Annotated in this window: 10 protein-coding genes; 8 read left to right on the top strand and 2 right to left on the bottom strand. The window is 66.5% G+C overall.

Annotation, left to right across the window (positions count from 1 at the left end; genetic code table 11):
* Positions 1–3 precede the first annotated feature (3 nt).
* Together AC07UW_RS02990 and AC07UW_RS02985 are read right to left on the bottom strand one after the other, a co-directional pair.
* A complete protein-coding gene (locus AC07UW_RS02990) occupies positions 4–1,974 on the bottom strand; it encodes an alpha/beta hydrolase family protein (protein ID WP_495211408.1) in 1,971 nt (656 codons plus the stop codon).
* Positions 1,975–2,140: 166 nt separating this feature from the next.
* Positions 2,141–2,776 (bottom strand): LysE/ArgO family amino acid transporter, encoded by a 636-nt coding sequence (locus AC07UW_RS02985; RefSeq protein WP_025873889.1) that lies wholly within the window; start codon positions 2,774–2,776, stop codon positions 2,141–2,143.
* A 140-nt stretch (positions 2,777–2,916) separates the two neighbouring features.
* On the opposite strand from AC07UW_RS02985, the gene AC07UW_RS02980 reads away from it, so the two are divergent.
* The 8 genes from AC07UW_RS02980 to AC07UW_RS02945 all read left to right on the top strand — a co-directional run bounded on the left by AC07UW_RS02980 (position 2,917) and on the right by AC07UW_RS02945 (position 12,613).
* Positions 2,917–3,822: a LysR family transcriptional regulator ArgP gene (locus AC07UW_RS02980; protein WP_025873890.1), complete on the top strand. Its 906-nt coding sequence runs from the start codon at positions 2,917–2,919 to the stop codon at positions 3,820–3,822.
* Between the two features lie 102 nt (positions 3,823–3,924).
* On the top strand, positions 3,925–4,509 hold the full coding sequence (locus AC07UW_RS02975; RefSeq protein WP_312107867.1) for a hypothetical protein: 585 nt from the start codon (positions 3,925–3,927) through the stop codon (positions 4,507–4,509).
* A gap of 79 nt (positions 4,510–4,588) precedes the next feature.
* Entirely contained in the window at positions 4,589–5,035 is a 447-nt protein-coding gene (locus AC07UW_RS02970; RefSeq protein WP_495211407.1) for a GNAT family N-acetyltransferase, read from the top strand.
* 193 nt (positions 5,036–5,228) lie between these two features.
* Entirely contained in the window at positions 5,229–6,920 is a 1,692-nt protein-coding gene (gene mqo / locus AC07UW_RS02965) for a malate dehydrogenase (quinone) (protein WP_495211406.1), read from the top strand.
* Between the two features lie 353 nt (positions 6,921–7,273).
* Positions 7,274–9,472: a TonB-dependent siderophore receptor gene (locus AC07UW_RS02960; protein WP_495211405.1), complete on the top strand. Its 2,199-nt coding sequence runs from the start codon at positions 7,274–7,276 to the stop codon at positions 9,470–9,472.
* A gap of 261 nt (positions 9,473–9,733) precedes the next feature.
* Positions 9,734–11,377, top strand: a complete 1,644-nt coding sequence (mdcA, locus tag AC07UW_RS02955; RefSeq protein ID WP_495211404.1) for a malonate decarboxylase subunit alpha — start codon at positions 9,734–9,736, stop codon at positions 11,375–11,377.
* A gap of 10 nt (positions 11,378–11,387) precedes the next feature.
* Positions 11,388–11,708 carry a malonate decarboxylase acyl carrier protein gene (gene mdcC, locus AC07UW_RS02950; protein WP_025873896.1) on the top strand — a complete coding sequence of 107 codons (321 nt, stop codon included), beginning with the start codon at positions 11,388–11,390 and terminating at the stop codon, positions 11,706–11,708.
* Positions 11,705–12,613 (top strand): biotin-independent malonate decarboxylase subunit beta, encoded by a 909-nt coding sequence (locus AC07UW_RS02945; protein ID WP_495211403.1) that lies wholly within the window; start codon positions 11,705–11,707, stop codon positions 12,611–12,613. Before mdcC ends, AC07UW_RS02945 begins: the two co-directional genes overlap by 4 nt.
* Positions 12,614–12,615: the final 2 nt, after the last annotated feature.

The following is a 12,615-nucleotide window of genomic DNA, read 5'->3' as shown; positions in this document are numbered from 1 at the left end:
TGCTCAGGGTGCCTTCTCCGCATCACCGCTGGCCTGCGTCTGTGCGGTGGCTCCTCCCAGGCTGCGCGACAGGAACGCGAGCAGGCGTCCGTAGTACTCGCTGCGATGCGCCTGGGTGTAGAAGCCATGGCCTTCGGTGCGGAAATACAGGGTTTCCACCGGTGTACCGGCCCGTTCCAGCGCGGCCTGCAGCCGCTTGCTGTGCTGGATGGGCGCACGCGCATCCTCACCACCAGCGGCCAGGAATACCGGCACCTTGATGCGATCTGCCAACGCAACCGGCGACACCTCACCCAGCGAGGCCGGATCGCCCAGCCACTGCTGCAGATAGGCCACGCCGGAACGGCTGTTGCCCACATCGCCCCGGGTGTACATCAACGGCAGGTCGTAGACGCCCACGTAGCCTGCCGCGCACTGGTACAGCCCCGGCTCGCGCACCGGTCCCATCATCGCCGCGTAGGCGCCGTAGCTGGCACCGTAGATGCAGATGCGTTTGCTGTCGGCGATGCCCTCGGCGATGGCCCAGCGCGTTGCATCGGTCACGTCATCCTGCATGGCGCGGCCCCATTGCCGCATAGCCGCACGCATGTGGGCACGGCCGAAGTTGCCGGATCCGCGGAAATTCACCTGCAACACGGCATAGCCGGCCGCTGCCAGCAACTGCGTCTCGTGCGCGAAACGGCCGTCATCGTACTCGCCGATGGGACCGCCATGCGGCAGCACCACCATCGGCAGGTCGCGGCCGGTACTGCCGTGCGGCACGGTCAGAAACCCATGCAGGTCCAGTCCGTCGCGTGCCTTCACTCTGATGGACCGCACCGATGCGGTCGCAGTCGGGTCGATCCATTCGCTGCGGGCAAGCACGAAGTGCGCCTGTCTGCGGTCAACGTCATAAAGGTAGAACTCGCCCGGGTTGGCACCGGACCAGGTTTCCAGAAGCAGCTTTCGTCCATCACGGGTACTGGAGGTGATGAACACCGCCCGCCCGGGGAACGCCGCCTCCAGGCTGCGGTACTGCCGCGCTTCGGCCGATGCTTCATCGAAGAAGCGGGTGCGTGGGGTGTCGCCCAGGAACAGTGCGCCGACCGGCACCCTGCTGCCGGGGCGGCGGATCACCCGTGCCGGATCGACCACATCGTCGCGCAGGACAACCCTGCGCTCCTGCGTGACCGGGTTCCAGCTGACGATGGCATCGGGCCCCGTGGCCTGCTCGCTCTGCAGGTAGGCCACCTGGCCGTCGGCGGAAAAACCCAGTGGCACGTCGACGCGGCCACTGCGCTTCTCATCATTGACCAGCATCCAGTCGCCGCCACCGAAGCGGTGGTAGAGCCGGCTGCCACTGTCTGCACCGACGCCCCGCGCGAACCGGACCTGCCCCTGGCCATCGACGGTGTAGGTGGCACCCGGCAGTGGCGGACGCACCAACAGGTGCTGCTTGCCGGTGGCCAACTCGAGCCGCGCGGCGTAGCCGTTGGCATCCAGGCGCGAACCGCCGACCGCGATCACCACGTGGTCATCGTCGTCAGGCAGGTCATCGCTGAGGAATGCCGCAACGGCGTCCAGGTATCTGGGCCGCAGACGAAGGCCGAGCTGGCGATAGCCGACCAGCAACTCAGGACGCCCGCTGCGGGCGTCGAGTGTCATCAATTCGCCAGTGGCCCAGGGTGCGTCGCGGGTGCCGAACTTCTGGGCAAGGCCGAACATCACCTGTTCGTCGTTGACCCAGTGCATGTCGATGACGTGGGAATTGCGCGGCGGCCGCAGACTGCCCACGGGCGTGTCGTCGTCGGTGCGCAGGATGACCACAGCGGTGAAGCCGTCGCCGGGAACGGTTGCGGCCAGATAGTTGCCACCCGGGGAAAGCACGACGTCCTCGAACTTGTCCGGCCGCACGTAAGCGTCCAGATCAACAGCAGCGACGGTTCCCCACGACATCCCTGCCACGATGATGGCGGCCAACCCATACCTGCGCATCCTTCCCCCCTTGCGCCTGGACGCCTTGTCCCGGCTGGCCGATTCTAGGCAGGCCAGCGGCCGCGCCGCCAGTGGGCAGAAAAAACGACGGCACCGTTGCCGGTGCCGTCGTTGCCACTACCTTGGAGAGAGAGTAAGGACGTGGGTTCGGGGGGCGTGCGCCGGGTCAATGGACCCCGCGCACCGCCAGAGTGAGGGCCAGGATGCTGAGGATCACCGCGATGGTGCCGTCCAGCACGCGCCAAGTGCTGGGCTTGGTGAACAGCGGCGCCAGCAGGCGCGCGCCCAGGCCCTGCGCGGTCAGCCACAGGCAGCTGGCGGTGACCACGCCGGCCGCGAAGGCCATGCGCGCATTGCCGAAGTTCTCGGCGATGGAGCCGATCACCATCATGTCCAGCCAGAAGTGCGGGTTGATCAGCGAGAAGCCGACTGCCGCCATCAGCACTGCACGACGGCTGCCGTCATCGCTGTCCGCTTCGCCCATGCCACCGCCACCGGCGATCGCACGGCGTGCCGACTTCATCGCATACCACGCCAGGAAGGCCACACCGGTCCAGAGGACGGCGGTGGTCAGCCACGGCAGCGCGGTGGTAAGCGTGCGCAGGCCGGCCACGCTGGCGAAGATGAAGATCGCATCGATGGCCGCACAGGTGGCGACCACCGGCACGATGTGCTTGCGCAGGATGCCCTGGCGCAGGATGAAGGCGCTCTGGGCGCCGACCACGGCAAACAGGCCGATGCCGGTAGCCGCACCACTGAACCAGGCACCAAGGCCGGTGCTGGCGGAGATGACCGAGAACATGGGATTCACTACCTTGTCTTGCTTGGGGGGAGCGGTGCCTCGCGAAGGCGGACAGCACCGGAACGGACGCCATTGTCGCGCCGCAACATAGAAAAGACGAGCTAAACTTACTAAACCAACATTAGCGGAGCTTAATCGCCATGCGCATCGACCATGCCCAGCTGCGGGCCTTGGCTGCGGTCATCCGCGAAGGCAGCTTCGACCGTGCCGCGCAGTCGCTCAACGTCACCCCCTCGGCCATCTCGCAGCGGGTCAAGGCACTGGAAGACCGCATCGGCCGCCTGCTGGTCAAGCGCGGCACGCCTGCGACCGCGACTGCCGAGGGCCAGTTGCTGGTGCAGCTGGCCGAGCAGACCGCCCTGCTGGAGCACGACGCGCTGCACCGGATGGGCCTGGCCGACGAGGACCTGCCGCAGGCCAGCATCCCCGTAGCGGTGAACCACGACAGCCTGGAGACCTGGTTCCCACAGGCCGCCCAGCAGTTCGCGCAGGGCACCGGCACCACCCTGGACCTGCGGGTGGAGGACCAGGACCACACCGTCGAACTGCTGCGCCAGGGCACCGTGCTGGGGGCCGTGACCACCCTGGATGAGCCGGTGCAGGGCTGCCAGATCCACGCGCTGGGCAGCATCCGCTACGCCGCCACCTGTACGCCGGAGTTCCGCGAGCAGCACTTTGCCAAGGGCGTGACCGCACAGGCGCTGGCGCAGGCACCGGTGCTGGTGTTCAACCGCAAGGACGACATGCAGTCGCGCTTTGCCCGGCGCATGGCCGGCGCCGACCTGCCCAGCACCGCGCCGACGTGGTGGATTCCCTCCACCCGCGCCTTCGTGCAGGCCAATCTGGGCGGGCTGGGCTGGACGATGAACCCGCTGCCGCTGGTCAAGCGCCATCTGGACGCCGGGCGCCTGGTCTACGTGCGGCAGCGCGCGTGGGAAGACGTGCCGCTGTACTGGCAGCACTGGAAAGGCGACGTGCAGACGATGGCCCTGCTGACCCGGGCGGTGCTGGACGCCGCCTCGGCACTGGTGCAGCGCAGGCGCTGAAGAGGGGACGGAGAGGATCAAGTCGCTTGTGCTACAAACGCCTTGATCCCCTCCGCCCCCTTTTCATGCAAGCATCGGTGCAACCGACGAGGGGGCTGACCGATGGAAACCGAACCGGTATTCCTGCATATCCGCGTGGTGATGGGGATCATCCTCGGCCTGTCCATCACCACCCTGCTGAAGGGGCTGGCGCAGATCATCGAACACCCGCAGCGGCGTGGCTGTTCGGCGCTGCACCTGTGCTGGGTGGTGTGGACGCTGGTATCGCTGGTGACCTTCTGGTGGTGGGAATTCCGCCTGGTTGAAGTACACCGCTGGACGTTTGAAACCTATCTGTTCGTGATCACCTACTGCGCGACCTGGTTCCTGCTGTGCGCGCTGCTGTTTCCCGACGACCTGCGCGACTACGGCAGTTACGGCCACTACCTGATGCAGCGGCGACGCTGGATCTTCGGGGTGATCGCGATATTGACGCTTCTGGACCTTGTGGATACCGCGATCAAAGGGGGAAGCCGATGGCGGCTGCTGGGTGATGCCTACCCACTGCACACGGCCCTGATGCTCATCGTTGCCGCGCTGGGATGGCACCTGCGCAGCGCGCGAATCCAGCTTGTGCTGGCCGCAGCGACGCTGGTCTATCAACTGGGCTACTTCGCGGCGGAGTACTTCACCATCGGCAGTGAATGAAGACCGCCGCCCGTCTCCATCCAATCTCCATGGGCGTCGGCCACAATCGCCCGGCTCCGTTCGACCGCAGGTTTCCCAGATGACGATCCACTACCGCAATGCCCTCCCCGATGATGCCGCCGCTTGCATCAACCTGCGCGGGCGTACCCGCGAGAACGCCTTCAGTGCAGCGCAACTGGCCGAACTGGGCATCACCGAAGAAAGCTGGGCCGCAGGTATCGCCGATGGCGATTCGATTGGCCGCATCGCCTGGGAGGGCCAACGGATGGCCGGTTACTGCTTTGCCGACCGCGAAAGCGGCGAGGTGCTGGTGCTGGCCCTGCTGCCGGAATTCGAGAACCGTGGCATCGGCCGGCAACTGCTGCAGGACGTGGTCAGCCTGAGCCGCGATGCCGGCCACAGCCGCCTGTTCCTGGCCTGCTCGGCCGACCCGCGCTCGCGTTCCCATGGCTTCTACCGGCACCTGGGCTGGAAGGCGACCGGCGAGATCGATGAGGCCGGTGACGAGATCCTTGAGCTGGCGTGATCGAGGGCATCGCCGGGCGTGGCCCGGCGCTACCGGGTGAGGGTGCCGCGAGCCGTCGGATGCTGCGTTGCATCAAAATCGGACCGGAAGCGGTTAAAATTGCCACAGGAATGCTGCAAGGCGTTGTTTCTTCACGCTCTTTCCCTGTTTCTTGCGCATTCTGACCCCCTTCCCCGCCAACGATCCCGCCCCCATGAAGAAATTTGGCAAGGCCCTGCTCGCCCTGCTCGTGCTGCTGTTGCTGGTGGCCGCGCTGTTCCTGTACTGGCCGCTGACCCAGCGCTCGGTGCCCGCCGCGAACAACGACAAGCCCGTCGATGTCGTGCTGGTCGGCGCCGGCATCATGAGCATCACCCTGGCCACCTACCTGCAGGAACTGCAGCCGGACTGGAACATCCAGGTCTACGAGCGCCTCGACGGCGTCGCCGGTGAAAGCTCGGACGGCTGGAACAACGCCGGCACCGGCCACTCGGCATTCGCCGAACTGAACTACACCCCGGAACTGCCCGATGGCAGCATCGAGACCAAGCGCGCGGTCGGCATCGCCGAATCGTTCGAAGTCTCGCGCCAGTTCTGGTCGCACCAGGTGAAGGAAGGGCGGCTGAGCCAGCCCAGCGACTTCATCAACCCGACCCCGCACATGAGCTTCGTCTGGGGCGATGACAACATCGCCTACCTGCACAAGCGCCAGCAGGCGCTGGTGAAGAACCCGCTGTTCTACGGCATGCAGTACTCCGAGGACCCGGCGCAGATCAAGCAGTGGGCACCGCTGCTGATGGAAGGCCGCGACCCGAAGCAGAAGGTCGCCGCGACCTGGATGCCGTTGGGCACCGACGTCAACTTCGGTGTCATCACCCGCCAGCTGACCGCCGGCCTGCAGCACAGCCCGAACTTTGGCCTGCACCTCAACCATGAGGTCAGCGCCCTGCGGCAGAACGCGGACAAGAGCTGGAACGTGACGGTGAAGGACCTCAAGGCCGGCACCGAATCCACCACCCACGCCCGCTTCGTGTTCATCGGTGCCGGTGGCGCGGCGCTGAAGCTGCTGCAGATGTCGGGCATCCCGGAATCGAAGGACTACGCCGGCTTCCCGGTGGGCGGCCAGTTCCTCGCCTTCCAGGGCCAGGACGTGACCTCGCGCCATGGCGTGAAGGCCTATGGCATGGCCGAGACCGGTTCGCCGCCGATGTCGGTGCCGCACCTGGATGCGCGCAAGCTGGATGGCAAACCGGTGGTCCTGTTCGGGCCGTTCGCGCTGTACAGCACCAAGTTCCTCAAGCACGGCTCATGGTGGGACCTGTATTCGTCGGTCAACCACAACAACGTCGGCCCGATGCTGGAAGTGGGCAAGGACAACCTGGACCTGGTGCAGTACCTGATGGGCCAGGCGCGCCTGAACGATGCCGATCGCCAGGCCGAACTGGTCAAGTACTTCCCCAATGCCGAGCCGGGCGACTGGAAGCTGGTCACCGCCGGCCAGCGCGTGCAGATCATCAAGCGTGATCCGCTGAAGGGCGCGGTGCTGCAGTTCGGTACCGAGATCGTGACCGACAAGGACCACACCCTCGCTGCGCTGCTGGGTGCCTCGCCGGGCGCTTCGACCTCGCCGCCGATCATGCTGGACCTGATGGCCAAGGCCTTCCCGGAACAGATGAAGGCCGGTTGGGAAGCCCGCCTGCGCGAGATCGTTCCTTCGTACGGCCGCAAGCTCAACGAAAGTGCCGCGCTGACCAACGAGATCCGCACGTTGACCAGCCAGACCCTGCACCTGCCCTACCTGGAGGTTCCGGTGGAAGCAGGTACGACGCCTGCACTGGCACCGACGGCCGCGCCGGCCCCGGCCAAGGAAAAGCGCAACGCCAACGAAGAGCTGCAGGCGCTGTAAGCCTGCGCTTGGCGGATGCCTGCGGACGGCCACCTTCGGGTGGCCGTCTGCGTTTGCGCGCGGCGACGGGGCGGATCCCTCCCGCACGGAAGGGCTTGACCCGTTCCGGGAGACCCCTCGCAGGGTCAGAGCCCAGTGCCTGCGGCAATGGGATCCGACCCCGCCCTGACGCTTGCTGCGCGCCTGAAAGCCCCTGTGCAATGACGCGAATTGTAATGTTGTTAAGAATTATTTACATTTGCGTCCTGCGCAGTGACCGCGCCCTCCAGTTGGACCTGATGTGCCCGAAGCCGCCGCCCGGGTGCTGGACGACTGTTGCCGCCCCTTCCCCGCCTCCACGCTTCGAGCCCGCCATGACCCAGATTTTCCCCAGCCGCCTGCCCCGCCGTGCGCTGCTGCCCGCTGCCCTGCTGTCCTGCCTCACCCTGGCTGCGCCGTCGGCATTGGCCGAGGTCGCTGCCGACGCCTCCGACGCCAAGACCCTGGACCGGGTGAGCGTGCGCGCCGAGCAGTCCGCGCCACCATCGAGCACCACCCGCCTGCCGATCACCCTGCAGGAAACGCCGCAGTCGTCCACGGTGATCGGCCTGCAGCGCCTGCAGGACGAATCGTTGTTCAGCCTCAACGACGTGATGCGCAATGTCACCGGCGTCAGCGTGTCCTTCTATGACACCCAGCGTCCGCTGTACTACGCGCGTGGTTTTGCCATCACCGATTTCCAGGTGGATGGCATTCCGACCTACAGCGGCTCGACCAACCAGGAATACGACACCGCCTTCTATGACCGGGTGGAAGTGATCCGCGGCGCCAACGGCCTGCTCAGCGGCGCGGGTGTGCCGTCGGCCACGGTGAACTTGCTGCGCAAGCGCCCGGGCAAGGAGTTCGACGCTTCGTTCTCGGTCAGCGCCGGCAGCTGGGACTACCGCCGCATGGAAGCGGACGTGACCGCACCACTGACCGCCGACGGCCGCTTCCGCAGCCGCGTGGTCGCCGCCTACACCGATCGCGATTTCTATTACGACCGCTACAAAGAGAACAAGATGGCCGGCATGGCCGTGCTGGAAGGCGATGTGACCGACAGCACCACGGTGACCGTCGGCTACCAGACCCAGGACAACAACCCGGTGGGCTCGACCTGGGGCACCGTGCCGTTCTTCGACAGCCAGGGCAACTTCGCGCATCTGCCGCGCTCGACCAACCTGGCACCGAAGTGGAGCTACTGGCAACGCGAGACCAGCACGGTGTTCGCCAACCTGGAACAGCGCTTCGGTGACAACTGGCTGCTGAAGATCAACACCGCCCATACCCGTGGCAACGTGCAGAACATGCGCCTGTACGGCACCGGCAATCCCGACCCGGTGACCGGCGCGGGCATCTACCTGCGCACCGCCGCCGGCGATTCGGAAGACACCCGCCGCAACGTCGACGCCTACCTGACCGGCACCTTCAACCTGTGGGGCCAGCAGCACGACGTGACCGTGGGCGCGCAGTGGGCCGACCTGGAAGGCACCACCAACACCCTTGCGCTGAACTACCCGCGTGACTGGGCTCGTTGCGGCAGCGAGCGCTGCTACTACATTCCCAACGTGCACACCTGGGATGGCGACATCTCCGAAGTGACCTACACCCTCACCGGCGCACGCCGCGTGGCCAAGACCACGCAGAGCGGCTTCTACCTGGCCACCCGCCTGCGCCTGGCCGATCCGCTGGCGCTGATCGCCGGCGCACGCCTGAGCCGCTGGCAGACCCAGACCCGCGCCTACAACGCGGCCGGCGCCTACACCGCCACCAGCGGCGCGTACAAGGTGAGCGATGAAATCACCCCGTACGTGGGCCTGGTGTACGACATCACCCCGAACGTGGCGGCCTATGCCAGCTACACCGAGATCTTCAACCCGCAGAACTACAAGGACCGCAATGAGAACCTGCTGGCGCCGGTGCAGGGCTCCAACCTGGAAGCGGGCCTGAAGACGCAGTGGTTCGACGGTCGCCTGACCGCCAACGCGGCGGTGTTCGAAGCCAAGCAGGACAACTACGCGGTGCGTGACATGAGCGTGCCGGAAGGCTCACTCAGCGACGGCAGCTCGGCCTACATCGGGGTCAACGGCACCAAGGCGCGCGGCTGGGAGGTGGACGTCAACGGCGAGATCCTGCCGGGCTGGACGGTCAATGCCGGCTATACCCACGTCAAGGTGACCCGTGCGGCCACCGATCTGCTGTACGCCAACCCGGCCGAAGACCTGCTGCAGCTCAACACCCAGCTGCAGCTGCGCGGCGCGCTGGAACGCCTGAGCATCGGCGGTGGCGTGCAGTGGCAGAGCAAGGTGCAGGGCTACAACATCCCCTACCCGGTGGGTGTGGGCACCACGGTGACGGTGAACCAGCCGGCGTATGCGCTGGTGCAGTTCAACGCCAACTACCGCATCAGCGACAACTGGACGGCGACGCTGAGCGTGCGCAACGCGCTGGACAAGACCTACTGGGCCAACCTGGACTACAACAACTACGGCGAACCGCGCTTCGTGGCGGCCAGCCTGCGCTGGAAGTTCTGAGCAACCCGGAAATGGTGGGTGCCGACCATTGGGGGGGTGCCCACTGTTGGGGGTGGGTGCCCACTGTTGGGGGTGGGTGCCCACTGTTGGGGGTGGGTGCCGACCGTTGGTCGGCACGCTTCTGACGCTCCGCCACGACCCACCGACGTGGCCCACCTGAATGGCCCGCCTTCGCGCGGGCCTTTTCTTTGCTGCACTGCGGGTTGCACACCACTCCGTAATTATGGCGTAATTATTCCAACGCCATTCGGAAGTCCGTCGATGAACCCGAGCTGGGACACGCTGGAGCGGGGCCGCCAGGCGCGGCTGGAACGCGCCGCGCCATGGGCCAGGGGCCACGAGGTGGCCGCTGGCGATGTCGCCGAGCTGCTGCACGCGCTGCTGGAGCCGGGCGACAAGGTCTGCCTGGAAGGCAACAACCAGAAGCAGGCCGACTTCCTCGCCCAGACGCTGGCCGACCTCGACCCGGCACGGGTGCATGACCTGCACATGGTGCAGTCGGTACTGTCGCTGCCCTCGCACCTGGATGTGTTCGAGCGCGGCATTGCCTCGAAGCTGGACTTCTCCTTCTCCGGGCCGCAGTCGGTGCGGCTGGCCAACCTTGTGGCCGAAGGACGCATCCAGATCGGTGCCATCCACACCTACCTGGAACTGTTCGGCCGCTACTTCATCGACCTCACTCCGCGTGTGGCACTGGTCGCGGCGCAGGCTGCCGACCGCCACGGCAATCTCTACACCGGCCCCAACACCGAAGACACGCCGGTGATCGTGGAGGCCACCGCATTCGGTGGCGGCATCGTCATCGCCCAGGTCAACGAGATCGTCGACACCCTCCCCCGCGTCGATATTCCTGCCGACTGGGTCAACTTCGTGGTGCAGGCGCCGCGCCCGAACCATATCGAACCGCTGTTCACCCGCGATCCGGCGCAGATCTCCGAGATCCAGGTGCTGATGGCGATGATGGCGATCAAGGGCATCTACGCCGAGTACGGGGTGAACCGGCTCAACCATGGCATCGGTTTCGATACCGCAGCAATCGAACTGCTGCTGCCGACCTACGCCGAGTCGCTGGGGCTGAAGGGAAAGATCTGCCAGCACTGGGCGCTCAACCCGCACCCGGCACTGATTCCAGCCATCGAATCGGGTTTCGTCAAATCCGTGCACTCGTTTGGTTCGGAACTGGGCATGGAGAAGTACATCGCCGCGCGCGGGGATGTGTTCTTCACCGGCGCCGATGGTTCGATGCGCTCCAACCGTGCGTTCTCGCAGACCGCAGGGCTGTATGCCTGCGACATGTTCATCGGCTCCACCCTGCAGATCGACCTGCAGGGCAACAGCTCCACCGCAACGCGCGACCGCATTGCCGGCTTTGGCGGTGCACCCAACATGGGTTCGGATGCACGCGGCCGCCGCCACGCCAGCGACGCCTGGATCAAGGCGGGCCAGCAGGCCGCGCGGCCCGGCGAGATGCCACGCGGGCGCAAACTGGTGGTGCAGATGGTGGAAACCTTCCGCGAGCACATGGCGCCGGCCTTCGTCGACCGCCTCGATGCCTGGGACCTGGCCGAGCGCGCGAGCATGCCGCTGCCGCCGGTGATGATCTACGGCGACGACGTCAGCCATGTGCTGACCGAGGAAGGCATCGCCAACCTGCTGCTGTGCCGCAGCCCGGAAGAACGCGAGCAGGCGATCCGCGGCGTGGCCGGCTATACCGCCGTGGGCAGGGGACGCGACCGCGCCATGGTGGAAAACCTGCGCGACCGCGGAGTGATCCGCCGCCCGGACGATCTCGGCATCAACGTGCGCGATGCCAGCCGCGATCTTCTTGCCGCGCGTTCGGTGAAAGACCTGGTGCGCTGGTCCGGCGGTCTGTACGACCCGCCCAAGCGCTTCCGCAACTGGTAAGGGCCACGCCATGGAAACCCTCGACTATCGATTCGCCGGCACGACGCCCGTGCGCTTCCCCACCGATGCGGTGCTGGTCGGCGTACTGGCCTCGGGCAACCTGGAAATCCTGCTGGAACCGGCCGACCTGGACGGTGCGATGACCGTGCGCATCATCACCGCTGCACGTGGCTTCGGCACGGTATGGCAGGCGGTGATCGCCGACTTCGCACAGCGTCATCCCCTGCGCGATGTGCGTGTGTCGATCAACGATGCCGGCGCTACACCGGCGGTGGTCAGCCTGCGCCTGGACCAGGCCGTCGAGACCCTGCTTGACGGAGGCCAGCCATGACGCTCGCACAGCGCACCAGCTATTACGAAGCCGATGCCCGCGCGCGCATCGTCGGGCTGCTTGATGCAGGATCGTTCCGCGAATTTCTCGGCCCAGCCCAGCGCGCCATCAGCCCGCATCTGGCGCAGCTGGACCAGCCGGCCGCCTTCGACGATGGCATCGTCGTCGGTGAGGGACACCTGCACGGCAAGCACGTGCTGGTGGCCGCACAGCAGGGTGAATTCATGGGCGGCGGCGTGGGTGAGGTGCATGGCGCCAAGTTGACCGGCCTGCTGCGCCGCGCGGCGGACACCCATCCCGATGGCGTGCTGTTGCTGCTCGATACCGGCGGTGTGCGCCTGCATGAAGCCAATGCGGGATTGATCGCCATTTCCGAAATCATGCGCGCCACGCTCGGCGCGCGGGCCGCCGGGGTACCGGTGGTGGCGCTGATCGGCAGCGGCAACGGCGCCTTCGGTGGCATGGGCATCGTCGCCCGCTGCTGCAGCACGGTGATCATGTCCGAAGAAGGACGGCTGTCGCTGTCCGGCCCCGAAGTGATCGAGACCGTGCGCGGCGTGGAGGAATTCGATTCGCGCGACCGCGCATTGGTGTGGCGGGTGACCGGTGGCAAGCACCGCTACCTGATCGACCAGGCGCAGGTGCTGGTGCCCGATGCGATCAGCGCGTTCGCCGAGGCCGCCTCTGATGCGCTGCAGCCAGACACCGCCAGCGCCGACCCCGACGCGGCACTGGCCGCGCTGCAGGCACGCCACGCCGCGCTGAAGGCGCGCGTACAGGCGTGGGGCGACTGCAACGATGGCCTGCAGATCTGGGCACGCCAGGGCATTGCCGACCCGAAACGTCTGGCGCTGCTGGAAACCGATGCCTTCCTTGCCGCCACTGCGCACCGGAGCCTGCCATGAGC

This window comes from Stenotrophomonas sp. GW821-FHT02D01 (genome assembly GCF_059421765.1).
Note: the sequence above shows the minus strand (reverse complement) of the source record. Positions and strands in the feature narration are given on the sequence as shown.